Source organism: Salinirubellus litoreus (assembly GCF_037335815.1).
Taxonomy (GTDB): Archaea; Halobacteriota; Halobacteria; order Halobacteriales; family Haloarculaceae; genus Salinirubellus; species Salinirubellus litoreus.
Genome location: NZ_CP147841.1, coordinates 241,372 through 264,505, shown reverse-complemented (window position 1 = coordinate 264,505; position 23,134 = coordinate 241,372). Strand labels below are relative to the sequence as shown.

At 68.6% G+C, this 23,134-nt stretch carries 25 protein-coding genes, 1 tRNA gene and 1 pseudogene; 14 read left to right on the top strand and 13 right to left on the bottom strand.

All coding sequences use genetic code 11. From position 1 onward, the window contains the following. Positions 1-45 precede the first annotated feature (45 nt). On the top strand, positions 46-792 hold the full coding sequence (locus tag WDJ58_RS01280; protein WP_338915815.1) for an SDR family NAD(P)-dependent oxidoreductase: 747 nt from the start codon (positions 46-48) through the stop codon (positions 790-792). 64 nt (positions 793-856) lie between these two features. Beyond that, positions 857-1,408, top strand: a complete 552-nt coding sequence (locus WDJ58_RS01275; protein ID WP_338915814.1) for a carboxymuconolactone decarboxylase family protein — start codon at positions 857-859, stop codon at positions 1,406-1,408. A 101-nt stretch (positions 1,409-1,509) separates the two neighbouring features. Here WDJ58_RS01275 and WDJ58_RS01270 read toward each other — a convergent pair whose 3' ends face one another. Beyond that, positions 1,510-1,815 carry a hypothetical protein gene (locus WDJ58_RS01270; protein WP_338915813.1) on the bottom strand — a complete coding sequence of 102 codons (306 nt, stop codon included), beginning with the start codon at positions 1,813-1,815 and terminating at the stop codon, positions 1,510-1,512. 570 nt (positions 1,816-2,385) lie between these two features. After that, positions 2,386-2,459, bottom strand: a tRNA-Tyr gene (locus WDJ58_RS01265). A 128-nt stretch (positions 2,460-2,587) separates the two neighbouring features. Between WDJ58_RS01265 and WDJ58_RS01260 the strand changes: the two genes are divergently transcribed. The 3 genes from WDJ58_RS01260 to ftsZ all read left to right on the top strand — a co-directional run bounded on the left by WDJ58_RS01260 (position 2,588) and on the right by ftsZ (position 4,894). Then, complete coding sequence (locus tag WDJ58_RS01260; RefSeq protein WP_338915812.1) at positions 2,588-3,139, top strand: double zinc ribbon domain-containing protein; 552 nt, start codon at positions 2,588-2,590, stop codon at positions 3,137-3,139. Positions 3,140-3,508: 369 nt separating this feature from the next. Further along, positions 3,509-3,685: a ribbon-helix-helix domain-containing protein gene (locus WDJ58_RS01255; RefSeq protein WP_338915811.1), complete on the top strand. Its 177-nt coding sequence runs from the start codon at positions 3,509-3,511 to the stop codon at positions 3,683-3,685. A 3-nt stretch (positions 3,686-3,688) separates the two neighbouring features. Beyond that, positions 3,689-4,894, top strand: a complete 1,206-nt coding sequence (gene ftsZ, locus WDJ58_RS01250; protein WP_338915810.1) for a cell division protein FtsZ — start codon at positions 3,689-3,691, stop codon at positions 4,892-4,894. Positions 4,895-5,206: 312 nt separating this feature from the next. Here the strand turns inward: ftsZ and ncsA are convergent, their stop codons facing one another. Together ncsA and WDJ58_RS01240 are read right to left on the bottom strand one after the other, a co-directional pair. After that, positions 5,207-6,277 (bottom strand): tRNA 2-thiolation protein NcsA, encoded by a 1,071-nt coding sequence (gene ncsA, locus WDJ58_RS01245; protein ID WP_338915809.1) that lies wholly within the window; start codon positions 6,275-6,277, stop codon positions 5,207-5,209. A 69-nt stretch (positions 6,278-6,346) separates the two neighbouring features. Next, positions 6,347-7,270 (bottom strand): FkbM family methyltransferase, encoded by a 924-nt coding sequence (locus WDJ58_RS01240; RefSeq protein ID WP_338915808.1) that lies wholly within the window; start codon positions 7,268-7,270, stop codon positions 6,347-6,349. 182 nt (positions 7,271-7,452) lie between these two features. Here WDJ58_RS01240 and WDJ58_RS01235 point away from each other — a divergent pair, with 182 nt between their 5' ends. Further along, positions 7,453-8,115 carry a DUF7095 family protein gene (locus tag WDJ58_RS01235; RefSeq protein WP_338915807.1) on the top strand — a complete coding sequence of 221 codons (663 nt, stop codon included), beginning with the start codon at positions 7,453-7,455 and terminating at the stop codon, positions 8,113-8,115. A gap of 84 nt (positions 8,116-8,199) precedes the next feature. Next, the gene (locus tag WDJ58_RS01230; RefSeq protein ID WP_338915806.1) at positions 8,200-8,484 is read left to right on the top strand and encodes a hypothetical protein; all 285 of its coding nucleotides are present in this window, start codon (positions 8,200-8,202) and stop codon (positions 8,482-8,484) included. Between the two features lie 67 nt (positions 8,485-8,551). Here the strand turns inward: WDJ58_RS01230 and WDJ58_RS01225 are convergent, their stop codons facing one another. Together WDJ58_RS01225 and WDJ58_RS01220 are read right to left on the bottom strand one after the other, a co-directional pair. Next, complete coding sequence (locus WDJ58_RS01225) at positions 8,552-9,343, bottom strand: class I SAM-dependent methyltransferase (protein ID WP_338915805.1); 792 nt, start codon at positions 9,341-9,343, stop codon at positions 8,552-8,554. A gap of 197 nt (positions 9,344-9,540) precedes the next feature. After that, positions 9,541-10,386 (bottom strand): deoxyribonuclease IV, encoded by an 846-nt coding sequence (locus WDJ58_RS01220; RefSeq protein ID WP_338915804.1) that lies wholly within the window; start codon positions 10,384-10,386, stop codon positions 9,541-9,543. A gap of 106 nt (positions 10,387-10,492) precedes the next feature. Between WDJ58_RS01220 and WDJ58_RS01215 the strand changes: the two genes are divergently transcribed. After that, complete coding sequence (locus tag WDJ58_RS01215; protein ID WP_338915803.1) at positions 10,493-11,377, top strand: DMT family transporter; 885 nt, start codon at positions 10,493-10,495, stop codon at positions 11,375-11,377. A 70-nt stretch (positions 11,378-11,447) separates the two neighbouring features. On the opposite strand, the gene WDJ58_RS01210 is transcribed toward WDJ58_RS01215, so the two are convergent. After that, positions 11,448-12,266, bottom strand: coding sequence for a lipoate--protein ligase family protein (locus WDJ58_RS01210; protein WP_338915802.1), 819 nt, complete (start codon positions 12,264-12,266; stop codon positions 11,448-11,450). Positions 12,267-12,382: 116 nt separating this feature from the next. Between WDJ58_RS01210 and WDJ58_RS01205 the strand changes: the two genes are divergently transcribed. Next, entirely contained in the window at positions 12,383-12,940 is a 558-nt protein-coding gene (locus WDJ58_RS01205) for an ArsR/SmtB family transcription factor (protein WP_338915801.1), read from the top strand. Between the two features lie 7 nt (positions 12,941-12,947). On the opposite strand, the gene WDJ58_RS01200 is transcribed toward WDJ58_RS01205, so the two are convergent. From WDJ58_RS01200 to WDJ58_RS01185, 4 genes are all read right to left on the bottom strand, one after another. Next, positions 12,948-13,688, bottom strand: coding sequence for a ribonuclease H-like domain-containing protein (locus WDJ58_RS01200; RefSeq protein WP_338915800.1), 741 nt, complete (start codon positions 13,686-13,688; stop codon positions 12,948-12,950). A 116-nt stretch (positions 13,689-13,804) separates the two neighbouring features. Further along, positions 13,805-14,395, bottom strand: a complete 591-nt coding sequence (locus WDJ58_RS01195) for a DJ-1/PfpI family protein (protein WP_338915799.1) — start codon at positions 14,393-14,395, stop codon at positions 13,805-13,807. Between the two features lie 288 nt (positions 14,396-14,683). Then, positions 14,684-16,318: a PAS domain S-box protein gene (locus tag WDJ58_RS01190; RefSeq protein WP_338915798.1), complete on the bottom strand. Its 1,635-nt coding sequence runs from the start codon at positions 16,316-16,318 to the stop codon at positions 14,684-14,686. After that, a complete protein-coding gene (locus WDJ58_RS01185) occupies positions 16,315-17,190 on the bottom strand; it encodes a response regulator (protein WP_338915797.1) in 876 nt (291 codons plus the stop codon). Before WDJ58_RS01185 ends, WDJ58_RS01190 begins: the two co-directional genes overlap by 4 nt. Before the next feature lie 228 nt (positions 17,191-17,418). On the opposite strand from WDJ58_RS01185, the gene sugE reads away from it, so the two are divergent. After that, positions 17,419-17,742, top strand: a complete 324-nt coding sequence (gene sugE / locus WDJ58_RS01180) for a quaternary ammonium compound efflux SMR transporter SugE (protein WP_338915796.1) — start codon at positions 17,419-17,421, stop codon at positions 17,740-17,742. A gap of 116 nt (positions 17,743-17,858) precedes the next feature. Here sugE and kynU read toward each other — a convergent pair whose 3' ends face one another. Then, complete coding sequence (gene kynU, locus WDJ58_RS01175; RefSeq protein WP_338915795.1) at positions 17,859-19,148, bottom strand: kynureninase; 1,290 nt, start codon at positions 19,146-19,148, stop codon at positions 17,859-17,861. Positions 19,149-19,244: 96 nt separating this feature from the next. On the opposite strand from kynU, the gene WDJ58_RS01170 reads away from it, so the two are divergent. Further along, complete coding sequence (locus WDJ58_RS01170) at positions 19,245-20,228, top strand: alpha/beta hydrolase (protein WP_338915794.1); 984 nt, start codon at positions 19,245-19,247, stop codon at positions 20,226-20,228. 23 nt (positions 20,229-20,251) lie between these two features. Here WDJ58_RS01170 and WDJ58_RS01165 read toward each other — a convergent pair whose 3' ends face one another. Then, positions 20,252-20,950 carry an SOUL family heme-binding protein gene (locus WDJ58_RS01165; protein ID WP_338915793.1) on the bottom strand — a complete coding sequence of 233 codons (699 nt, stop codon included), beginning with the start codon at positions 20,948-20,950 and terminating at the stop codon, positions 20,252-20,254. A 251-nt stretch (positions 20,951-21,201) separates the two neighbouring features. Here WDJ58_RS01165 and WDJ58_RS26305 point away from each other — a divergent pair. The 3 genes and pseudogenes from WDJ58_RS26305 to WDJ58_RS01155 all read left to right on the top strand — a co-directional run. Continuing rightward, a pseudogene (locus tag WDJ58_RS26305) lies at positions 21,202-21,609 on the top strand (bacterio-opsin activator domain-containing protein); the annotation flags it as partial. Positions 21,610-21,638: 29 nt separating this feature from the next. Then, the gene (locus tag WDJ58_RS01160; RefSeq protein WP_338915792.1) at positions 21,639-21,875 is read left to right on the top strand and encodes a helix-turn-helix domain-containing protein; all 237 of its coding nucleotides are present in this window, start codon (positions 21,639-21,641) and stop codon (positions 21,873-21,875) included. 336 nt (positions 21,876-22,211) lie between these two features. Then, positions 22,212-23,120 carry a serine/threonine-protein kinase RIO2 gene (locus WDJ58_RS01155; protein WP_338915791.1) on the top strand — a complete coding sequence of 303 codons (909 nt, stop codon included), beginning with the start codon at positions 22,212-22,214 and terminating at the stop codon, positions 23,118-23,120. Positions 23,121-23,134 lie beyond the last annotated feature (14 nt).

Genomic DNA, 23,134 nt, shown 5'->3' with positions numbered 1-23,134 from the left:
GTTCGCGACACCTCCGTTTATGTATCGGCCCGTCGACGCCGAGCTATGCGACTGGATGGCAAGACGGCGTTCGTTACTGGCGGAGGCTCCGGGCTGGGTCGCGCCGCGGTCGAGCGGTTCGCGGCCGAGGGCGCGACGGTCGTCGCCGCCGACGTCGACCACGAGGGCGCGACCGAGACCGTCGAGGGTGTCGAGGGGGCGATCGCACACGAACTCGACGTGCGCGACTTCGAGGCGTTCCGGGACGCGATCGACGCGACGGCCGAGGAGCACGGCCTCGACATCGTGCTGAACAACGCGGGCGTGAGCCACGAACCGACGGCGATGGAGGACCTCGCACACGAGGAGCTCGACCGGCTCATCGGCGTCAACGTCCGCGGGGTGTGGAACGGCTGTGCGGCCGCGCTCCCCCACCTCAAGGAGCAGGGATCGGGCGCGATCGTGAACACGGCGTCGCTGGCGGGCGTCATCGGCTCGCCGAGGCTCTCGGGCTACTCGCTCACGAAGGGTGCCGTGGTGAACCTGACCCGCGCGGTGGCCGCGGAGGCCGGCCCCGAGGGCGTCCGGGTGAACGCGGTCTGTCCGGGCGTGACCGAGACGCCGATGCCCAAGCGCGACCGCTCCGAGGAGGAGTGGGAGGAGCTCTCCTCCCGGATGGCCGAGCACTACCCGCTCCGTCGGCTCGGCCAGCCGGAGGACGTCGCGAACGCGATGCTCTACCTCGCCAGCGACGAGGCCGCCTGGGTGACCGGCCAGGCGCTCGTGGTCGACGGCGGGTTCTCCTGTGCCTGACCGGGGTTGTCGAGGAGGGGCGGGGAACGTGAGAAGCTTTCACGCTCCGTGACGCCACCCGGGTATGGAGACCGACGAGACCGCACGGGTCCCGCTGCTCGACCAGTCCGACCTGCCCGAGGAGTACCGGTACCTCTTCGACGAGGACGTCCTCGGCAAGCTGAACCTCTTTCGAGCGATGGGACACGTCCCGCGGGCGATGCAGGCGTACATGCGGTTCGGGACCGCGCTGTGGAACGCCGGTGACCTCTCGACGCGCGAGCGCGAACTCGCCATCCTCGCCGTCGCCCGCTCCTGTCGGGCACGCTACGAGTGGCACCAGCACGTCCGCATCGGCCAGGAGGCCGGGATCTCCGTGGAGGAACTCCGTCATATCGCGCGCGCCGACGACACGCCGTTCCCCGAGCGCGAGCAGGCGATCATGCGGTACGCCGCGGCCGTCGCGAGCGGGACGGTCACGGGGCCGCTGTTCGAGGCCGCGGAGACCGTCACCGACACGGAGACCGTGGTCGGGCTGACGCTGCTGGCCGGCCACTACCTGCTCACCGCGCGGTTTCTCGACGCTCTCTCCGTACCGCTCGACGACCCGTTCGCCGGCTGGCTTCCCGAGGCGTAAGACCGACGACCGTCGGACGGACACCGGTGGACGGGCGACGGGAGGCAGGAGGTGGATCACGGATCACAGGTGCTCGGAGGACCGTGCCGTATCGAACGCACTCACCACTCCCAGTCGCCGGTCGGCCGGTGCTGGGGTTCCTCCTCGGACGTTTCCGCCTCGGCACAGCCCGGCAGGTGGCCCGGGAGGTGTCGGACGGACTCCCCGCAGAACGGACACTCGACGCCACCTGACGATCCCCATCCGCCGGCGGGGACCGAGTGTGCGCAGTAGTCGTGGACGTGTCGTCGGACGGCCGAGGAGGTGTACTCGAAGTCGTCGGCGATCTGGCCGACCGACTGTCCGTCGGAGTAGGCGGCGCGGAGCCGTTGGCACTCGTCTTTCGAGATAACCGTACGGCTACTCATCGTCTGTACCCCCTCCACGCCCGGACGGGCCGGCCCGCGGGCGGTGTGAGTCCGGCGAGAACACCCCACCGGGACTCGGGAGGTTCTGCCCCCTGATCCCGCTCATCTCGTCTATGTCGACGGTGCCCGCGTCTCTTGAGGACCACTGGGGACTCAGAACGTGAGTCGGCGATCTCGGCGGAGCGTCCGGGCCGAGGTCCTGTGTGCGAACACGGGATCGTTACCCCGGTTTCGACCGAGATGCCCGAGGTCGACTGTCCCCACCGTGGGGACAACGGTTCACGCTCGCCCGACCGGTTCCGACCGTCGATGCTACGACAGGTGGTGGGGAGGCTACTGGGTTCCCCGGTCCGGCGAACCGGCACGGATACCGGTACGCCAGGGGGTCAGCCGCTACACGGTCGGAAGCGCTGGGAAGAGGCGTCCGCCCTCCCCGATCTGAACGAGCCGAGACGTTCCTGCTCGCCTCGCTACGCTCGGCTGTGCGGGCGTGCGACTCGTCGGCTCAAATCGGGGAGTGGTCCCTCACACTCAGCATCGGTCGCTCCGCTCCCGGGTGCTGAGGTTCAGTCCGCCCTCCCCGATTTGAACGGGGGGCAAGCCGATCTACAGTCGGCTGCTCTACCAGGCTGAGCTAAGGGCGGTCGCACTCGAATCGAGACGACTGTCGGACTTAACGGTTGTCATACGGCGCGAGGGGACGGGGGATGACGCCTGTCCGACGGCGCGCGAAGGTTCAAGTGTAGTGGGAGACAACACGTCCGACGAGTAGATGAGCAAGATCACGTTCCGCGCGGACGACGACCTCATCGCGCAACTGGAGGAGTTCGACGCCTCCAAGAGCGAGGTCATGCGCGAGGCCCTCCGGGAGTACCTGGGGGAGCCGACCGTCGGCGTCGGAACGGATGGAACGGACGGTACGCGCGAGCGCGCGGAGGCGGGGACGCTCGACGATATCCTGCTCGAACGCATCGACGAGCTCATCGAGGAACGACTCGACGCTCGCGTCGGCGCGCGGAGTAGCCCGCAGGATATCAACGTAAACATCTCGCTGGACGGCGATTCCGACGGGGCGAGCGTCGAACGCGGGGGCGAACGTAAGACAGATGCGGTGGAGTCCGCAAACGCCGACGAGGAGGGGGAGAGCGCGTGCAAACAGTGCGGGGAGACCCTGTCGCCCTCTGCCGTTTACTGCTCGAACTGCGGCGAGAAGGCCAGTCACCGTGTCTTCTGCGAATGCGGCGACGAGATGCGCTCCGACTGGGCGTTCTGCCCGTCGTGCGGGCGTCGGACGCCCGCGGCAGACGTGTTGGACAGATCGTAAACGGCCGGTAAACGTGTCGTGAGGCGATGTATCCGCATCACGTGCCGTTCCGAGACCTCGAATCGGTTCCGGTTCCGTGGTCGGGAAGGGGACGAATCCCCCGGTTCCGCCGCGATCGTCTGACGCTCGCAAGACGGTAAACGCGGAATTCGGGCCGTTCGAGCCCGTAAACGGGTGTAGGACTATTCTGTCTTACGCTCGTGCAAACCTTTATAATGGAGTAGTCTGTGCATACATCCGCGTAAGACGGTCGTCTTACAGCACGGTTGGAGCGGGTTACACCGCTCCTCCGTCCGCCGGTTCGGCGCTGTAAGACGGTTCGTGCGGGTGTGTGCCGCCACCGTCTTACCGGACAACAAGGGGAAAACAATGGAGCGTGTGACACTACGGATCCCGAAACAGCAGATCGAGGAAGTCGAGCGAATGGTCGATACGGGGAAGTTCCCCAACCGGAGCGAGGCGATCCGGTCGGCCGTCCGCGAGATGATCAACGAACAGGCCGACGACGAGCGCCAGCCCGAGCGCCGCGGCTGGGCGAAGGTGTAGACGATGCAGGACATCGTCAACTCCGCACTGGAGAACGCCGAGAAGGAGAAGCGCGACGCCGCCGGGGACGACGGCGAGGACTTCGGCGATCCGCGCATCGTCATCATCGGCGCTGGCGGAGCAGGTAACAACACCGTCAACCGTCTCTACAACATCGGCGTCGACGGGGCCGAGACCATCGCCATCAACACGGACAAGCAGCACCTGAAGATGATCGAGGCCGACACGAAGATCTTGGTCGGCAAATCCCTCACCAACGGGCTCGGCGCCGGTGGCGACCCGTCGATGGGCGAGCGTGCCACGGAGATGGCACAGGGGACGATCAAGGAGGTCATCGGCGATGCCGACCTCGTCTTCGTTACGGCCGGGATGGGCGGCGGCACCGGTACCGGCGCTGCCCCCGTCTGTGCGAAGATCGCCAAGGAGCAGGGCGCGATCGTCGTCGGCATGGTTTCGACGCCGTTTAACGTCGAGCGTGCCCGCACCGTGAAGGCCGAGGAGGGCCTGGAGAAGCTCCGCAACGAGGCCGACTCGATCATCGTCCTCGACAACAACCGCCTCCTGGATTACGTCCCGAACCTCCCGATCGGCAAGGCGTTCTCGGTGATGGACCAGATCATCGCCGAGACGGTCAAGGGGATCTCCGAGACGATCACGCAGCCGAGCCTCATCAACCTGGACTACGCGGACATGACCTCGATCATGAACCAGGGCGGCGTGGCCGTGATGCTCGTCGGGGAGACCCAGGACAAGAACAAGACCGAGGAGGTGGTCAAGGACGCGATGAACCACCCGCTGCTGGACGTCGACTACCGCGGCGCTTCCGGCGGACTGGTCCACATCACCGGCGGCCCGGACCTCACGCTGAAGGAGGCCGAGGGTATCGCCCAGAACATCACCGAGCGCCTCGAGGCCTCGGCGAACGTCATCTGGGGCGCTCGCATCCAGGAGGAGTACAAGGGCAAGGTCCGCGTGATGGCCATCATGACCGGCGTCCAGTCCGCCCAGATCCTCGGACCGACGGCCCAGAAGCAGGCGGACGCCTCCCGCGCCGCCATCGAGGGCGAAGTTCCCGGGTCGGGGTCCGGGTCCGAGAGCTCCGGTTCGGAGTCGTTCTCCGGGAACGGGGGCGGCAACGCCAACTTCGGCGAGACGGACGGCGGCCGATCGGAAGTCGAGCAGAACAACGGCCTCGACGTAATCCGATAGGTCGAATCGATTATCTATTTTATCGTCGTGCAGTAGTGCGTTTACAGCAGTAGCCGTAATCGAATATCGTCTGACATACGACCGACGCACGGCGGACGTTCGGCGTGGATTACGGTTCGATCAACCGGGCCGTCGAGTCGGGTATCGCTCCGAACCGGTCGGTGCACGGACATCCGGAAGCGTCCACCAGGACCGTCGGTCGGTCACTCGGCTCGCGTCCGCCACCGAACTCCATCTCTGTCGGTATCACCTTCGTTCGCGGCTCACTACGCCTCCGCTCCCGAAACGCGCCTCCTCGGTGCGTCCCACTGCTTACGGGTCGCCGGGCCGTCCGTTCGTCGTCGAGGCCTCCCTGTGGTCGGCCTCGCCGTCCACACCAGCGCCGGCCTCGTGGACCGCCTCGACGAGGTCACACTTCCGACACAGGTCCCTGGTCGTCGGCGCGCCACAGCGTTCGCACTCGCCCAGCACCGGACCGTCCTCCTCCCGAGCCTCGCTCGCCAGACGTGCGAGTTCCTCGTAGCCCGAGATGATCGAGTGACGCGTCCCGGGGTGGTTCTCCTCGAGCGAGAGGAGGAGGTCGCGTATCTCCCCACGGTAGGCCTCGCTCGCGTGGGGGCACTCGGCCATGTGGACCGGGAGGTCCCGGAGGTGGGCGTAGAGTGCGACCTCCTTCTCGGGGACGTCCCGGAGCGGCTTGGCGCGGGGGACGAACCGCTCGTCGTGGTCGTCGGGCCGCACCCCTCCCGGTCCGGTCGCGTCCGACCCGCGCTCGTCGAACGGGCCGAGCGAGGCGTCGAAGTGCTTGGCGACCTGCCGGACGTCCCCGGAGAGGAAGTTCATCAGCGCGGTCTGGGCCTCGTCGTCGAGGTTGTGCCCCGTGAGGAGCTTGTCGGCTCCGAGCTCCTCCGCGTAGCGTTCGAGCAGGTCGCGGCGGAACACCCCACAGTAGGCACAGGGGGCCATCCCCTCGGGGTCCTCGCGCGCGACGTCGTCCATTCGGAGGTCGAACTCCTCCTCGTAGCTCACGACCTCGTGGTCGATACCGATCCGCTCCGTCAGATCCAGACACGCGTCGAGCGAGGCGTCGCGGTAGCCCTCGATACCCTCGTGGATCGTGAGCCCGACGAGTTCGACTCGCGGGTCCCGGTCGAAGACGTCGTGGACGATGCTCGCGAGGACGACACTGTCCTTGCCCCCGGAGAGCCCGATCACCCACGTCTCCGGGTCCTTGGGGGTGGCGTCGGCGGGGAGCAGCGAGTCCTCGCGGATACGCCGACGGACGCGCTTCTCGACCGACCGGCAGAAGTGGTCCTCACAGAGGTGCAGCCCGGAGTAGGCGGCGTGCATCACCGCCCCGTCCCCGCACTTGTCACAGTCCATCGCGTCGAACGTACGGCCTCGAAGGGTTGACCGTTTCGCTCCCGCGTTCGGTCGGCCTAGATCCGCCGTTCAGCCGTCCGACCGGACCGCCTTCACCTGCTCGGTCCCCCCGTAGGTCTCCGGCTCCTCGACGACCTCGAACCCGAGCGCCTCGAGTTCCCTCGCGACGCGGCGCGGGTCGTCCCCGGTCCCGCGGAGCCGCTTTGCGTGGACCTCGCAGTAGACGAGGCGACACGCCTCGTTCTCGAGTGTCTCGCGCATCCCGTCGATGACCCGGAGTTCCGCACCCTCCACGTCGATCTTCACCACCGTCGGCTGTGGGAGGTCCGCCTCCTCGATCAGGTCGTCACCGCGGATCGTCGGCACTTCGTGAGTGATCTCCCGTCGGGATTTGAGCCAGTCGAGCGTTCTGGTCGACGAGATCGACCGGAACGCCGCCCCCTGGAACCCCGAGACGTCGGTGCCGACGGTGAGCTCGGCGGTCCCGTTCTCGTCCGACAGCGCACGGCGGATCGCGGCCCGGTCGACGCAGTTCAGCGCCAGGTTCTCGTCCAGTCGGTCCGCGTTGGCAGGGTGGGGTTCGACGGCGACGACGTTCCCGGGGGGGAGGGCGTGAGCCAGCATGCAGCTGAACTTCCCGAAGTTCGCGCCGACGTCGAGGAAGACGTCCGACTCGTCGACGTTCGAGAGGAGGTCCCGTAACAGCTCGATGTGTGTTCCGTCGCCGCCGAACTGGTGGACGAACTTGGCGTCGAGCCAGCTCCTGACGTAGAACCGTCCGCTGACCCCGCCGACGTGCCGCTCCGTGATGTCGGCCGACAGGTCGGCGATCGACCCCCAGTAGGCCCGGTCGAGCGTCGTCCCGACCCGGAGGAGCGTGCTGAGGAACTGGACCGGGACGGGGTAGTCCCGCGACTGGACGGTGCCGTAGAGTCTCGACTCCCACTCGTGAAGCAGCGGCCGGTCGCGACCGGTCCCGCTATCGGTACTCATCAAATATTTCGGTCGTTCTACAAAGCAAATAATTTTCGGGTCCCCGGGCCACGCCGCGTGTCGACGGGACCACGGGGACCGTCCCCGAGCGCCGCGGTGTATGCCAGGACGGGTGTCGCGGTCGAGGCAGGTCCGAGCCCGCGGAGCGAACGACTCTTTCCCGGGGGCTCCGTACGGGGGGTATGACCCTCGGACGCGACGAGGCCGTCGACCGGATCGAGCGCCTCGTCCGGACCGTCGAGACGGAACCGATGCCCGTCCCCGTCCGGGAGGTGTGGGTCTTCGGCGACGTCGTCCTCGGGCTGGACCCCGTCGAACGGCTCGACGTCTACCTCACGAAGGACCTCCTGTTCAAGGACCGACCCGAGGCCGAAGGGCGGTTCCGCGAGTCACACGGGGTCGCCGGCGTCGGCAAGACCGTCTCGGCCGACTGGGCCGAACAGCACCCCGAGCACCTCCGGGCGAACGCGAACGGCCACGTCGCTCCCGAACGCTGTCTCGCGGCGCACCTCCTCGACCCCGACGAACCGGTCCACCTGGAGGTGTGCAACACCGGGTTCGAGAACAACGTCACCCAGCGGCTGAAGGGCGCGAAGGCCCGCGGGGACTGGACGCAGGTCCTCGATCCCCGGGCGGCCTGCCTGTGGGTCGACGGGGAGGACGGCGGCACCCGGAGCGAGTCGGCCTTCGAGAAACTCCGTGCGGGCGAGTTCGTCTTCCCGACCCTCTCGGGGGCGCTGGAGATGCTCGGACTGGACGAACCGGAGGCGGAGGAGGCCGCCGCGGCCGTGAAACGCCAGCGCGACGACCGCGAGGGCGTGACGGTCCGCGGTGACGTCGTCTGATCGTCCGGCGCGTACGAGCGGGCGTCGAAAACCTGCGAGCGCAGGGTGCAGGACTACGATCAGCCCGGGACAAGTCGGGGGACGATGAACGACGAGACACCCGAGATCGACGTTCGCCGAGCGCCGAGACGCCGACTGCTCGCCGCCGGCGTCGGCGGTCTCGCCCTCCTGGTAGGCTGTAGCGGTCCGGGGACGGGCGAGGACGACGAAGACGGAGAGGGAGACGGAGAGGAGGACGAGGGCGAGGAAGGCGGAGAAGGGGAGGACGGGAGCGAAAGCGAAGAGGGTGAAGAAGGTGGCGAGGACGACCTGAGCGCCGGCCCCGAGCGACGCGACGCGCGCCCGGCCAGCGGTCCGGCAGTTCGGTGATCACCGTCCGCCGCCGCCCGTTCTCCGTTCGCTCTCCCGCCGAGGAGCGCCCTGTTATTACCGGACCTCAGACGCGACCGACGGTGACGTAGAAGGGGACCGTCTCGCGTCGGCGGTACTCCCCGTCGCGGAGCTGTCGGACGGCCTCCCGGCCCATCTCGCGCCAGGACTCCCGTAGCGCGTCGAGCTCCTCCGCGTTCGTCCCGTCGGACAGGACCTCCCGCCGTTCGCGCAGGCCGGCACCGCTCGCCTTCCGGGTCGCCGCACGGACCGCCGCCTCCGAGTAGGGCGGTTCGACCACCCGCTCGAAGTCGTATCGTCTCACGGTCACGCCGTCGAGCCCCGCCCGCTCGAACGCCGCCGAGGCGTCGCCGAGCGAGACGTCCGTCCCGACCCCGTCGAGATACCGTTCACGCGCACACCGGGCGAGCACGGCCTCGTCGTCGACGGTCGAGTCGACGCTGACGGCGGCGTTGTCCGGTTCGACCGCCGCGACCCGCCCGCGCGAGACCCGACGGAACTCCCGGAGCGCGGCGACCGGGTCGGGGAGGTTCACCAGCAGCGCCTGGGACGCGACGACGTCGAACGTCGAATCGGCGAAGGGGAGCGAGAGCGCGTCCGCACGGACCACCGGGTCCGGAGCGTGGCCGAGGAGGTCCGGATCGCGGTCGACACCGACCACAGTCGCCTCGTCGGGGGCCTCCTCGCGGAGGACGGCCGTGAACTCGCCCGTTCCGCACCCCACGTCGAGCAGCCGCTCGGCCGACCCGAGGTCGAGGTCGACGAGCGCCTCCCTGGCGTCGCCCGTCCACATCCCCGTTCGGGTTCGGGTGAGATACTCCTCGCTGAACCGACGCATCGACCTCGCTTCGGGTCCGCCGGGAAAAAGGGTCGCGTTCGCCCGTCGCAGTGACGGCCGTTCGCGGCCGATGTCGTCCGTTCTCTCGCGAGTCCCACCGCGACGCTACACGTCGCACAGCTCGTTTTTTCGCCGCTCGTTTCTCGTGGCGTTACACGCCGCGCGGCTCACGGCTCGGCCGTTCGCTCGCCGTGGTGCTACGCACCACGCAGCTCCCTGACCTTCCGTATGTTCCACTCGTAGGAGCGGCCGTCCTCCGTGGGCGTCTCGAGGACGAACGGAACGTCCGCGAGAGCGGGGTGGTTGACGATCGCGCGCATCCCGTCCTCGCCGATCTCCCCGTCGCCGACGTGGGCGTGCTCGTCCTTGTTCGTCCCGAGGCCGTGCTTCGAGTCGTTGAGGTGGATGCAGGCGAGCCGGTCGAGGCCGACCACGTCGTCGAACTCCGCGAGCGTGTCCTCGACCGCCTCGGGCGTCGAGAGGTCGTAGCCCGCGGCCCAGGCGTGGGCGGTGTCGACGCAGACCTCTAAATCGTGGTTGCTTTCCTCGAGTACGTACGCCAGGTGCTCGAAGTCGCCGCCGAGCTTGGTTCCGCTCCCGGCGTCGGACTCGACGAGCACCGTCACGTCCTCGGGTATCTCCACCGCCGAGAGCGCCTCGACCGCGTTCTCCAGGCCGGCCTCGACGCCCGCGCCCGTGTGCGCGCCGAGGTGGACGTTCACGTAGTCGATCCCCAGCTCCCGGGCGACGTCGACCTCCGTCCGCATCGACGCGACGGACTTCTCCCGAAGGTCCGCCTTGGGGGTACAGAGGTTCACTAGGTAGGAGGTGTGGATGACCCACGGATCCAGGTCGTGCTCGCTGGCGAGGTCGCGGAACCGCTCGGCGTCGGCCTCGTCGATGGAGGGGTCGGCCCACACCTGCGGGCTGTGGGAGAAGATCTGCCCGCAGTTGCCGCCCAGATCGACCTGCGCGTCGGCGGCGTTGTGGACGCCACCGGCGATGGAGGTGTGTGCACCCACCCGGAGTTCGGACGTGCTCATGTTCGCCCATAGGCCCCGGGCGAGATAGTGACTTCGGAACCGATCGCCCGGGCCCCATCCCGGTCGATTCGGGGGATGTAAACCCCCCGGACCGGACGGGGGTGACATGGCGACCGAGGCCTACCTGATCGCGGTGCTCAGCGCGGCGATCTGGTCGCTGAGCATGGTCGGGCTGAAGCTCGGCCTCGAGGAGGGTGGGACGAGCCTGCAGGCCTCGCTCGTGGTCGCGTTCACCGACGTCGCCGTCTACTGGGGACTGCTCCTCGTGCTCGGTCAGGTGGGCGTGTTCGCCGACGTCTCGCTCGTCGGTCTCGGTGCGTTCGTGCTCGCCGGCGTCATCGGGACCGCGCTCGGGCGCTTCGCCTCCTTCAGCGGTATACACAGGGTGGGCGCGAGCGTCAACAGCGCGGGCATCAGCACGCGACCCCTGTTCGCGACCGCGCTCGCGTTCGTCCTCATCGACGAGGCCGTCTCCCCTCAGGTCGTCGGCGGGATACTCCTGCTCGTGGGTGGACTCGTCGTCCTCTCGCTCTCCCGTGGGGGCGACATCGGCGGGTGGCAGGCGTACGAACTGCTGTTCCCGCTCTCGGCCGCCGGGGCGTTCGCGCTCTCGGACGTGCTCCGTCGGTGGGGACTGACGACGACCGCCGCGACCCCGCTCCACGGCGTCGCGCTAAACGAGACCGCCGGCGGGCTGCTGCTCGCCGCGTACGTCCTCACCCGACGACGGGACGCGATGGACGCGGTCTCGCGCCGGACCTACGCGATCTTCGTCGGGAGCGGCGTCCTGAACGCGCTCTCGCTGCTCATGTTCTTCGTCTCGCTCGACCTCGGGCGGGTCGCCATCGCCTCCTCGCTCATCGCGACGACGCCGCTGTTCACCGCGGCGTTCGCCTACTTCCTCCTCGACGACCTCGAACGGATCACGCGGGGCGTCGTCGCCGGGGCCGCCCTCGTCGTCGTCGGGGCGGTCGTCATCACGCTGGCCTGAACGGGTCGGGGGACCACACCCGAGAGGGACGTTTCGAAACCCCTCGGGGACGCGACGCGCTTCGATCCGACTACTCCGCGAGCGGGTCGGTCCGATCGCGGGTCCACGCCCCGGTCCGGTACTTCCCGTCGGCGATCTCCGCGACCCGGTCGCGCTCGTCGCCGGTCCAGGTGCCGGGCTCCGCGCCGGCCCACTCGGCGAGCGTAGACTCCAGGATCGCGACGCACTCTTCGCGCGTGACGTCGGCGAACTCGTCGATCCCCGCGACCCGTTCCGTGAACCTCTCGGGGGGAATGCCGTGGTCGGCGAAACACGAGAGGTGCCGCTCCGGGTCGGTCGAGAAGGAGAGCGAGCCGTGCTGGATGACCGCGTCCCGCGTCCGGTACTGGGCGTTGCCGCTCACCTTTCGACCTCCGGCGAGCACGTCGTGGGCGGGGTTGACGTCCCGGAGGTAACACGCGGGATAGAGGATCGACTCCTTCGGTTCGTCGGCGAAATCGGCGTCGACGCCCATCCGCCGGAACGCCTCCAGCACCGGCTCGCAGAGGCGTTCGTACGTCTCCATCAGATCCCCCGGGAGTTCCGCCGCGGGGGCGACGATGGAGTAGGAGATGTCGCCGAACGAGTCGTGGTAGATGGCCCCGCCCCCGGTGGGTCGGCGGACCACGCCGACGCCCTCCCGTTCGCACCACTCCCAGTCGACGTCGGCGGCGGGCTGTCGGTAGCCGAGCGAGAGCGTGCTCGGGGCCCACCGGTAGACTCGAACCGTGCGTGGACCGCCCGCGGCGGCCGTCCCCGCGGCCACCTCGTCGTAGGCCATCGCCCGCGCGCCGTCTAGGTCCTCCTCGCGGACGAGCCGCCACTCGCGGTCGGCGACGTCGCGTTCCATACCCCTGGATCCGGTTCGGTGGGGAAAGCGGTTGCGACGACGGTTCCTTAGAGAAAGTTCGAACCGATAGAACTATTCTACCAACGCTTTTGTCGGTCGTCGTCGAACCCCGGTGCATGAGCTTCGCCGAACGCGACGTCGAGATCGAACGCGAACTCGCGCTCGACACCGAGACCGCCGCGGCCGTCGGCAACGACCTCCGGGCCCGGATCCTCGCCCGGCTCGCCGGGGAGTCGGGGACCATCGAGAGCCTCACCGAAGATCTCCGGGCCGCGGGCGAGGAGCGGGCCGAGCCGACCGTCCGCCACCACGTCCGAAAGCTCGAGTCCGCGGGGCTCGTCGAGGTCGAACGTCTGGAGTCGGTCGGCGGCGGGACGCGCAAGCACTACCGGGCGAACACCCGGCTGTTGCCGTACTCGTTGCCCGAGGGGGCGACTGGAGAGCTCGCGGCGGCACGGACGACGACCCGCCGCGGGGCGAAGGCGCTCGTCGACGCGGTGCTCGAGAACCACGGCCCGGAGATACGGGCGGTCGCCGACGAACTGGAGGGGACCGAGATCGAGGGGGCCGCCGACGAGCGCGAGCGGGTGGCGTTCGTCCTCCGGGCGCTGGTCGACCGGGCGCTGACCGACCTCGCCGAGGCCGGACGCTTCGAGGCGGACTCGACCGAGTGACGGACGGCTACGGGTCCTCGAACCGCTCGCGGTGGAGCCGGTCGGCGACCCGATCGGCGACGGTCCGGAGGTTGACGGTGTCCTCGCGGTTGTAGGAGACGAGCGTCTCCAGGGCACCCTCGTCGCCGCGACGCTCGTAGCGCCGCCAGAGCCGGACGGCGTCCCGCCCGCCGAGATCGGGGCGATCGCGCTCGATGCCGACGTCGCGCTCGACCGTCTTCAGCCCGCCCGTCAGCCCGAGCGACCGGCAGGGGTAGAGCAGATCGAGGTGCGCCGCGTCGAGCGAGAGGTCGAACGACTCCTCCAGGAACGGGACGTCGAAGCGCGCGCCGTTGTAAGTGACGAGCAGGGGCGCGTCGAGCGCCTCGCGTAGCCGGTCGCGGGTGAGGTCCCGACCGCGGACGAGCGTGGTCGTCTCGCCGTTGCGGTGGACGCTCACGGTGGTGACGTCGTCGCGGTCCTGGGAGAGCCCGGTCGTCTCGATGTCGAAGAACGCGGTATCGTCTCGAAAGTTCTCGTAGAGCCGCCACCGCTCGCCGCTCGGCAGGGCGTCGGCGAAAAAGCGGGCGTCCCCGTCGACCAGACGCGGGCGGGCGTCCTCGATGAATCGCCCGATGCGGTCGGCGAGCGTCCCCGATACCATCGAGGGGTCGAACGAGTCCCAGTGGGTGGCCCCCTCGCGCCAGAGCCGCCGCTCGGTCTTCTCTCCCACGCCCCGGACCGGGATGAAGCTGTTCTCGATGCGCACGTGACTGGTAAGGGTGCCTCCGGGTCTAAAATCGTTCGCCAACGGGGAAGGCCGATCGAACCATCGGGTGGGATCGTTCGACTGCCTCCTGGGGAGAGACGGGGCCCTCCCCCGAGTCAACCGACGTAAACGTCCCCGGAGGGCTCGTACTCGATCTGTCTCGCCACGCGGTCACGGATCTCCTCGCCGAACTCGCGGGCGAGGAAGTGGAAGGCGAGGTCGATACCGGAGGTGACCCCGCCACAGGTGAGGACGTCGCCGTCGTCGACCACGCGGGCCTCGACGAACTCGGCCACCTCGCGGAGGTCGTCGTGGGCGACGTGGTGCGTGGTCGCCGGACGGCCGTCGAGGATGCCCGCGCCCGCGGCGAGCATCCCGCCCGTACAGACCGTGGCGACGGTCGCCCCCCGGTCGTGCGCGCTCGCGATCGCCTCCGGGATGTCCCCCCGGTCGTACTCGGCCCACGCGCCGGTCTCGGCGCGGTCGCCCCACCCACCCCCGGGCACGAGGAGGGTGTCCGGCGATCCGAGCGTGCCGTCGACCCCCACCCGGAGGCCGTGACTCGCGGTTACCGTCTCCTTCGGGTCGAGGGTGACCATCCGGGTCGAGAGGTCCGCGCCGGCCCGTGCGCCGTTCCGGAGCACCTCGTACGGGCCGATCGCGTCCAGTTCGTCGAACCCCTCGTACAGCAGTATCTTGAGTTCCATACCCCGGCAGACGCGGGACGAGTATTAAAAGGCCCCCGGCGAACGTGATAAACCACTCGCCACGATACGGAATCCGATCGGGGGAGGTCAGGTCAGTGCTGATCCGGTGTCCGCACGACGTCCGGCACGATAGCGAGAATCCGGGGTCGGATGGCTTGACCGCGGGCCGGTCCGGACCCCGGTTCCACCGTCGTCCCCGGTGAACGGGCCCCGGGATGGCCCGTAACGTTCCGCTCCCGTCCGCCGGGCGGCCACGTCGACACGACACGCGCCGAGCGCCTCGGCGGTTCAGTCGACGAATTCCACGCCAGTTATCTCGAAGCGTGCACCACCCGCGTCGCTCTCGGCGACTCGGATCTCACAGCCGTGTTGCTCGATGATCTGTTCGACGATGCTCAACCCGAACCCCGTACCGTCCGCCGCGGTGGAGTAGCCCGGCTCGAACACGCGCTCGCGTTCCTCCTCCGGGATCCCCCGTCCGTCGTCGGCGACGTAGAACCCGTCTTCCGTCTCGCCGAACGTTACGGTCACGTCCTCCCCACCGTGTTCGACCGCGTTCCGGACGAGGTTGGCGAGGACCTGCTGGAGTCGGCTCCGGTCGGCTCGGATCCGTCGATCGACGTCGACGACGAGCGTCGCGTTCTCAGTCTCGACGGTCCGCCAGCACGCCTCGATGACGTCCACGAGTTCGAACGACTCGACCGCGTCCCGGTCGCCCTCTCGAGCGAGGATCAGCAGGTCGTCGATGAGCGCCTGACTCCGTTCCAGTGCGCTGGTCGCGTGGGCGAGGTGTTCGCTGTCGCACTCCTCTTTGGCCAGCTCGATCCGTCCGCTCGCGACGCTCAGCGGACTCCGGAGGTCGTGTGAGATGATCCCGGTGAACTCGTCGAGTCGCTCGTTCTTCTGCTCCAGGTTCCGCTGTCTCCGTTCGCGTTCCTGCACGTCGCGGCCGACACCGACGAGTCCAGCCATGTCCGTCTCGGCCGCGGTCAGTCGCCTTCCCGTGAACTCGTAGGGGACCCGTTCGCCGTCCGCCGTGAGGATGTCGGCTTCGACGATCGTCTTCCCCGCCGTCAGCGTCTCGTCTATCGCCTCGCCGATCCGCCCGCGTTCGTCCTCCGGGAAGAAATCGATCGCGTACATGTCCGCGATCTCCTCGTCCGTGTAGCCGGTAACCTCCGTCAGCCGCTTGTTCCAGCGGATCATCTGGCCGTCCGCCCCGACGACGTAGAAGAGGTCGTCGAGGGTGTCGAGCGCCTGGTCTACGAACTCACGTTCCCTCCGCAGCTCCTGTGCCGTCTCGTGCTGGTCCGTAATGTCGGTGATGAATCCTTCTATCAATTCCGTGCCGCTCCCGACGGCCTCGACGCGCTGTCCTCGTTCCCACACCCACTTCTCTGAGCCGTCGGCGGTGACCAGGCGGTACGTGATCTCGAACGGTTTCCCGTTCGCCACGGTCCCTTCGACCGCATCCCGGACCTTCTCCCGGTCGTCCGGGTGGACGAGTTCGCCGTGGAGTATCCCCGTCCGTGTCTCCAGGGTCTGCTCTGAGTATCCCGTCAGCTCCTCGACCTCCCCCCCGACGGTCTCGACCTGCGACTCGCGGCCCGTACCACGCCAGTAGACCATCCCCGGCAAGTTGTCGACGAGTGTTTCGAGCCGCTGGGTCCGCTGCTTCTGCTCGGTGACGTCGCGTCCCTCGGGGATGAGTGCCGTCACCTCCCCGTCTTCGTCGGTGACGGGCCGGACGGTGAAGTCGACGATCGCCTCGCAGTCGTTCCCCCGTACCCGGATCTGGTCCCAGTGGAGTTCGCCGTGCCGTGCCCGCTCGACCGCCTCGCGGATCGTCGCTCGGGCATCTTCGTTGTCCCGGAACCAGTAGGTCTCCCAGACCGGCTTCCCGACGACCGCCTCGCGGATCACCCCTCCGAACTCGAGGGCCGTCTCATGGCCTCGAGGACCGTCCCGTCGGGTTCGAGCAGCCCCACGAACGTGTACGTGTTGTTGAAGATGGCCTCGTATCGTCGCTCCCGCTCCTTCCGGTCGGTGACGTCCCTGCCGATACAGACGTACTCGCCGTAGTCGGTGGCCGCGATCGCCTGATCGATCACGAGGGTGTTACCGTCCGAGTCAACTGCTGCCGTCTCACCCTGCCAGTAGCCCTCCTCCCCCAGGGCGGGCCGGATCTCCTCCTCTACTTTCCGGATGCCCTCCGGGTCGTACTTGACGGTCCAGTGTTCCCCGATCATCTCGTCGGGGTCGTACCCGTACAGGTCCGCGTACGCCTGGTTCACGTAGACGAACCGCTCGTCCTCGTCGAGGATGCTGATCCCCTCCCTGGCGGTCTCGATGGCGTCGAGTTGGCGTCGGCGCTCGCGTCGAGCGACCGCCCGGTCGACGGAGTTCCGAATGCGGTTGGCCAGGATGGCGTACTGCTCGGATCCGGGCTGCTTCTGGAGGTAGTCGGTGACGCCGGCCGAGATCGCCTCGCTCGCGACCTCCTCGCTCCCCTTCCCGGTGAAGAGGATGAACGGCAACTCGGGGTGGCTCCGGCGGACGTCCTCGAGGAAGTCGATCCCGTTCCGTCCCGGCATGCTGTAGTCGGAGACGACGCAGTCGAACTCGTCCTCTGCGAGCCGTTCAAGCGCCTCGCTAGCGCCCGTCGCCGTCTCGACGCTGAACTGGTCGTACTCGCGTTCGAGGTGTGCCGTCGTCAGGTCCGCGAAGGAGGGCTCGTCGTCGACGTGGAGGATACGAATGGGGGCCGGTCGTCCTTCTGGGCCCTCCCCTCCCATTTGTATTCAGGGCACCACCCATCATCTTGAATCAAAATTGGTGGGAGAAAAACCTCCCCCCGCGAGAGCAACCCGCTTTCGCTCCCAGTTCGCGGCAGTGACACGAGACGCCCTCTCTCCGAACGGATTCGATATAGCGGTATCTGGTTTATATCTGTATCGGCGCTCCGGCGAGAACGGTTCGTCGAGGAACGAAAGCCATAGCCACGCTCCGCCCTCCCGATCGGTATGTCCTGGTACGTGCTGTTCGTCGCGGGGTTGTTCGAGATCGCGTGGGCTATCGGCCTGGCCTACTCGGACGGGCTCTCGCGGCCAGTGCCGACGCTCTTTACGGCGATCGCCGTGATCATCAGTATGGTGCTGCTGGCGAGGGCGGTGCAGGATCTCCCGGTGGGGACGGCCTACGCGGTCTGGACCGGCATCGGCGCGGTAGGGACCGCGACCCTCGGGGTCGTCCTGTTCGACGAACCCGCGACGCTCGCTCGCGCGGGGTTCATCGGCCTCGTCGTCGTCGGCATCGTCGGCCTCCACGCGACCTCGACCGGGGCCTGATCGGTCGACGGGGAGTGTACCATCGGGCGCCTCGCTTCCGGCATCTGCTGCGCCGCCGAGTGGCGGACGGGTACCGTAGCCGACGGGATCGGATCCCCGACCTGTTTCTGACTGCGTCAGGTGACGCCGCCCGACGGCGGGTCGTAGGCCTCGTGTGCCCCCGAATCGAGCACCTCCCGGATTTTTTCCACCACCCTCCAGACCTCCTCGAAGCTCCCGTAGTACGGCGAGGGACAGACACGGACGACGTTCGGCGGCCGGAAGTCCACGACCGTCCCGCGGTCCCGGAGCGCCTCGCAGACCCGGTAGGCGTCGGGATGCTCGACGGCGACGTGAGCACCCCGGCGATCCGGTTCCCGTGGGGTCCCCACCGAACAGTCGGGAAGTCGCTCGTCGACGAGGCGTATCAGGAACTCGGTGAGCGCGACCGATCGCTTCCGGATCGCCTCGACACCCACCTCCGCGAGGAGGTCGAGCGAACCCTCCAGGGGTGCCGCGGCGAGGACGGGAACGGTACCGATCTGCCACGCCCCGGCCGAGTCCGCGGGCGTGAACGTCGGGTTCATGTCGAACTGGGTCGCCTTCTCGTGTCCCCACCACCCCGCGAGCGCGGGGGTCCGCCCGAACTGCTCGCGGTTCACGTAGAGCCCCGCGATCGCCCCCGGCCCGGCGTTGAGGTGCTTGTAGTGACACCAGACGGCGAAGTCGACGCGGTGATCGGCGAGTTCGTGGGGCACCGCGCCGACCGAGTGCGCGAGGTCGAACCCCGCGAGCGCGCCGTGGTCGTGTGCGGCACGGGTGAGCCGCCCGACGTCGAGGAGCTGTCCCGAGCGGTAGAGCACACTCGGCATGAACACGATGCCGATGTCGGGATCGTCGGCGAGCGAGGCCTCCACGTCCGCCTCCTCGATGATCCTTCCGTCCCGCGACTCGACGACGACGAGGTGTTCGTCGGGGTCGAGCCCCCGCGCGCGGAGCTGGGCGCGGATCGCGTAGTGGTCCGTCGGGAAGTCCAGTTCGTTCACGAGGACCTTCCGGCCCTCGACGTCCGCCGCGTCCAGGAAGGTCCCGACCAGCGTGTGGACGTTGACGGTCGTCGAGTTGGCGACGACCACCTCGTCCTCGCGGGCACCGACCACCGGGGCGAGTTGCTCCCCCAGATACTCCGCGTAGCCGAACCACGGCGGGTCGGCGTCGGTCCACCCCCGGATACCGAGTTCGCGCCACTCCTCGATCACGCGATCGAGCGTGCGCTCGGCGTCCACCGAGAGCGGCCCCAGGGAGTTGCCGTCCATGTACTCCTCGTCGGGGACGGAGAACCGGTCGCGGAGGTCGAACCCCTCCTCGTCGCGAGCGCGGGCGTACGCGAGCGTGGGCTCGAACCCCGGGAGGGGATCGCTGTCCATGTGCCCCCGGAGGCCGGAGTGAGGTTGTGTCTTGCGGGGCGCGCGGCGGGCGTCGAGTACGGGAAGGTTGAGGTCTCGGGGTCTCGAGACGTGCGTATGACCGACACGGAACCGCTCGATACCGACCTGGCGGGGGTCGTCACGGAGTTCGAGGAGCGGGGCCTCCCGCCGTGGCACGCCCTGAGCGTCGAGAGCGCCCGTCGACTCGAGGACGAGCTGTTCTCCGCGGGCGAGGGCCCCGCGATGGCGGCGGTCCGCGACCTCGCCATCGACGGACCGGGCGGGGACCTGCCCCTCCGAGTGTACCGACCGGAGATCGAGGCGCGCGAGGAGGGGCTCCCGACGCTCGTCTTCTACCACGGCGGCGGGTGGGTCCTGGGGACGCTCGACTCGGCCGACGACGTCTGCAGGGCGCTCGCCGCGCGAGTCGGCTGCGTGGTCGTCAGCGTCGACTACCGTCTCGCGCCCGAACATCCGTTCCCCGCGGCCGTCGAGGACGCGAGCGTGGCCGCCGAGTGGGCCCGGGCCCACGCCGGGAGCCTCGGCGGCGATCCCGCGCGGGTCGGCCTCGCGGGGACCTCCGCAGGGGGGAACCTCGCGGCCGCTACGGCCCTGTACGCCGAGAGCGACGGCCGCCCGCCGTTCGCCTGCCAGCTCCTCCTCTACCCGATGACCGATCGCTCGTTCACCGGCGACTCCTACCGGGAGAACGCCGACGGACCCCTGTTGACTCGCCGGGACGTGGAGTGGTTCTGGGAGGGGTATCTCCGCTCGCCGGCCGATGCACTCCACCCACTCGCGGTCGTTCTGGAGGCCCCGGACGAGCTCCTCGGTGAGACGCCCGGGGTCGTGGCGACCGCCGGCCACGACCCGCTCCGGGACGAGGGACGGGCGTACGCGGATCGACTCGACGAACACGGTACCGCGGTCGCTCACCACTACCCGTCGCTCGCCCACGGTTTCTGCTCGCTGACCGACGACGTGCCCGCCGCGGACGAGGCGCTCGACGAGGTCGCGGCGAGCGTCCGGGATCTGTTGGACTCGGTGGGACCGGGACTGCCGGCGGGCGACCGAGGGTAGACGTGAGATACTCGGCTCGGGTACTACCGTGCTCCCCGGACGTCGGCCTCGACCTTGACGGCCACCTCGTTCCGACGGACGAAGGGGAGCGTCCAGGGGGCGTCGTATCCCAGGAAGAACGGCTCGCCCGCGGTGGGTACGTCCGCCCGGCCGAGCGCCTCCAGCAGCCGCTCCGTCTCGCGGTCGATCCGCCGGTCGGTCGGCCGCCAGGAGAATCGCCGGACTGCGAGCGTCCGATCCGGGATCGCCACGAGGTCGACCGCGGGGTCGGTCGGGGTCGGTGCCGAGTCGAGGTCGTAGTCGGTGGGGAGGTAGAACGCCATCCTGATTCCTTCCAACTCCGGGTCGATCTCGACGGGTGCGGTCATCGGGATCGACCCGCCACGGGCCTCGGCTCCGACCTCGACAGGTGCAGTCATCGGGACGGATGCCCCCCGGCTATCGGCCTCCACGGGCGCGGTCATGGCGATATCGTCGCCGCCTTCGTTGGCACCGGTAATGTACCGGAACAGCCGGGAGAACGCGTCCCCGTCGGAGGTGGCGACCGTCTCGACCAGGACGGCCGGCGGGTAGCGACGTAGCTCGACGTCGCCGACCCGGGCGACCACCGTGTACGGGACGCCGGGCGTCGTGTAGCGCTGGTAGAGGTTCCAGGCACCGACAGCGGCGACGGCTCCGGCAGCTCCGAGGGCTCCGAATGCGAGTCTCGATGTACGGACCATGGTCCGTGTAGACCCTTCGAGAGCTTAACCCTGCGACCCACACGATGGGGCGAACAGCCCGGAACTCACCGACGGATGAACGTACCTGTCGCCTTTCGGTCGTTCGGCCGTGGGGCCCGATCGACCCCTCACCAGGGGGTCCACGGAGCGGGAGCTATCGGCCGATAGAGACGATATTCCGACGCTTCGGCTTTCACATGCAGCCCGAATTCCTACGTAGCGTGGGATCGGTACACACGTAGAGAGCCACTATGGCGACGATAGCCGACGTGACGGTCGCCGGTGGCGCCCTCCCCCTCGGGAGGCTTCTGGAGAGTTCTTCCGGCGTCTCCGTCGAGGTCGAACGCCTGGTCCTCCTCGGAGATCACGTACACCCCTACTTCGGGGTTTCGGGGGGCTCCCGCGAGTGCGTCGAGGAGTCCCTCGAGTCCCAGCCATCGGTCGCGTCGGTGGAGCGGCTCGCGGACGTCGAGGGCCGGGATCTCTACCGGGCCGGGTGGACGTCGGAGGTCGACGGGTTCGGCGCGGCGCTCCTCGACGCCGACGGCAGCGTACTGGAGGGGTCCGGGGCCGACGGGACGTGGGAGTTCCGGCTGCGCTTCCCGGACCGGGAGCGTCTCCGACGGTTCGGCGACCGCTGTGACGAGAGCGGGCTCGAACTCGAGCTGAACGGCGTGTACGACCCGGAGTGCCGCCGGTCGAAGAACGGCTATCGGCCGTCCAGTGGCGGACGCTCACGACGGCCTACGAGATGGGGTTCTTCGAGGTGCCGCGGAAGGCGACGCTCTCGGAACTCGGGGAGCGACTCGGCGTGAGCAAACAGGCGACCTCCGGGCGGATGCGACGGGCGATGCGGGAGGTGGTCGGCGCGGTGATCCACGGATCGTCGGAGGCGTCCCGATCGTTCCGGCCGCCACGGGACTGATCCAACTAACACTACTCGTCGCGGACGAGCGCCGACGCGGGTCCCAGACGGCCCATCCGCTCGCGTGTCGAGCGAACGGATCTTCCGGACGGATCGCCGAACGATGAAACCGGATCACGAGGCCTATCCCTCACGGCTCACGATGGATCGTGGTTCGGAGGCGACGGCCGACGACCCGAGCTGTCGTCCCGCTCCGTGTACTCTGGAGGTATCTGGCGACCCCTGACGGGGGGACCGAGGTGATCCAGACCGATTCGATATCGCGCCCCGTGGTTTATCGACGGTACGAACCCGACACGCGCCGCTTTTACGTATCCGCTGGCTATCGGGTGCTGAATGGTCCGGAACGTCGCCGGGGAGATGGCGGAACTCGAGCCGGAGGACTTCTACCTCCTCTCGGGACTCGAACACGGGATGCGCTTCTCGCGGTGGGTTGCCGAGGGGAAACTCCCCGAGTTCTCGCGCCTCGACGGCGAGGAGGTCGGCTACCGGCTCGACCGCTGTGAGGACCGCGGGCTGATCGAGCGCAAGACGATCCAGTACACGGGGTTCCGGCTCACGTTCGAGGGGTACGACGCGCTGGCGCTGCGGACGTTCGCCGAGCGCGACAGCATCGACGGCGTCGGCGCTCCGCTGGGGGTGGGCAAGGAGAGCGACGTCTACGAGGCCCGGTCGTACAAACCCCTCGCGCTGAAGTTCCACCGGGAGGGGTACACGAACTTCCGGGAGGTGCGAAAGGAGCGGGACTACACCAGCGACAACCAGCACATCTCCTGGTTCTACACCGCTCGAAAGGCCGCGGAACGCGAGTACGAGGCCCTCGAGACGCTCTACCCCGACGTCCGGGTTCCACGCCCGGTCGATCAGAACCGTCACGCGATCCTCATGGAGAAGCTCGAAGGGGTGGAACTCTCCCGGGCGAAACTCGATCCCGCGCAGGTCATCCCCGTACTCGATCTCGTCCTCGAGGAGGTCGCGGGGGCCTACGAGGGCGGGTACGTCCACGCCGACATGTCCGAGTACAACGTCTCGGTGAGCTCCGAGGGGGTGACGGTGTTCGACTGGCCGCAGGCGGTGCCGACCGCCCACGAGAACGCCGAGGAGCTCCTCGAACGCGACGTCTCCAATCTCCTGAGCTACTTCCGCCGGAAACACCCCTCGAAGGTGCCGGACGACCTGGACGCCGGTGTGATCGCTCGGGCGATCGCCGACGGTGCGTTCGAGAGCGTCCGAAACTCGCTCTGACGACGCGCCGAGCC

Excerpts from the sequence above, each read along its gene's own strand:
- WDJ58_RS01255 (WP_338915811.1), top strand. The coding sequence starts at position 3,509 with ATGGAGCGTGTGACACTACGGATCCCGAAACAGCAGATCGAGGAAGTC.
- WDJ58_RS01205 (WP_338915801.1), top strand. The coding sequence starts at position 12,383 with ATGAGCTTCGCCGAACGCGACGTCGAGATCGAACGCGAACTCGCGCTC.
- WDJ58_RS01280 (WP_338915815.1), top strand. The coding sequence starts at position 46 with ATGCGACTGGATGGCAAGACGGCGTTCGTTACTGGCGGAGGCTCCGGG.
- sugE (WP_338915796.1), top strand. The coding sequence starts at position 17,419 with ATGTCCTGGTACGTGCTGTTCGTCGCGGGGTTGTTCGAGATCGCGTGG.
- ftsZ (WP_338915810.1), top strand. The coding sequence starts at position 3,689 with ATGCAGGACATCGTCAACTCCGCACTGGAGAACGCCGAGAAGGAGAAG.
- WDJ58_RS01230 (WP_338915806.1), top strand. The coding sequence starts at position 8,200 with ATGAACGACGAGACACCCGAGATCGACGTTCGCCGAGCGCCGAGACGC.
- WDJ58_RS01195 (WP_338915799.1), bottom strand. The coding sequence starts at position 14,395 with ATGGAACTCAAGATACTGCTGTACGAGGGGTTCGACGAACTGGACGCG.
- WDJ58_RS01270 (WP_338915813.1), bottom strand. The coding sequence starts at position 1,815 with ATGAGTAGCCGTACGGTTATCTCGAAAGACGAGTGCCAACGGCTCCGC.
- WDJ58_RS01215 (WP_338915803.1), top strand. The coding sequence starts at position 10,493 with ATGGCGACCGAGGCCTACCTGATCGCGGTGCTCAGCGCGGCGATCTGG.
- kynU (WP_338915795.1), bottom strand. The coding sequence starts at position 19,148 with ATGGACAGCGATCCCCTCCCGGGGTTCGAGCCCACGCTCGCGTACGCC.
- WDJ58_RS01185 (WP_338915797.1), bottom strand. The coding sequence starts at position 17,190 with ATGGGAGGGGAGGGCCCAGAAGGACGACCGGCCCCCATTCGTATCCTC.
- WDJ58_RS01220 (WP_338915804.1), bottom strand. The coding sequence starts at position 10,386 with ATGAGCACGTCCGAACTCCGGGTGGGTGCACACACCTCCATCGCCGGT.
- ncsA (WP_338915809.1), bottom strand. The coding sequence starts at position 6,277 with ATGGACTGTGACAAGTGCGGGGACGGGGCGGTGATGCACGCCGCCTAC.
- WDJ58_RS01225 (WP_338915805.1), bottom strand. The coding sequence starts at position 9,343 with ATGCGTCGGTTCAGCGAGGAGTATCTCACCCGAACCCGAACGGGGATG.
- WDJ58_RS01275 (WP_338915814.1), top strand. The coding sequence starts at position 857 with ATGGAGACCGACGAGACCGCACGGGTCCCGCTGCTCGACCAGTCCGAC.
- WDJ58_RS01260 (WP_338915812.1), top strand. The coding sequence starts at position 2,588 with ATGAGCAAGATCACGTTCCGCGCGGACGACGACCTCATCGCGCAACTG.
- WDJ58_RS01155 (WP_338915791.1), top strand. The coding sequence starts at position 22,212 with ATGGTCCGGAACGTCGCCGGGGAGATGGCGGAACTCGAGCCGGAGGAC.
- WDJ58_RS01165 (WP_338915793.1), bottom strand. The coding sequence starts at position 20,950 with ATGGTCCGTACATCGAGACTCGCATTCGGAGCCCTCGGAGCTGCCGGA.
- WDJ58_RS01210 (WP_338915802.1), bottom strand. The coding sequence starts at position 12,266 with ATGGAACGCGACGTCGCCGACCGCGAGTGGCGGCTCGTCCGCGAGGAG.
- WDJ58_RS01170 (WP_338915794.1), top strand. The coding sequence starts at position 19,245 with ATGACCGACACGGAACCGCTCGATACCGACCTGGCGGGGGTCGTCACG.
- WDJ58_RS01240 (WP_338915808.1), bottom strand. The coding sequence starts at position 7,270 with ATGAGTACCGATAGCGGGACCGGTCGCGACCGGCCGCTGCTTCACGAG.
- WDJ58_RS01235 (WP_338915807.1), top strand. The coding sequence starts at position 7,453 with ATGACCCTCGGACGCGACGAGGCCGTCGACCGGATCGAGCGCCTCGTC.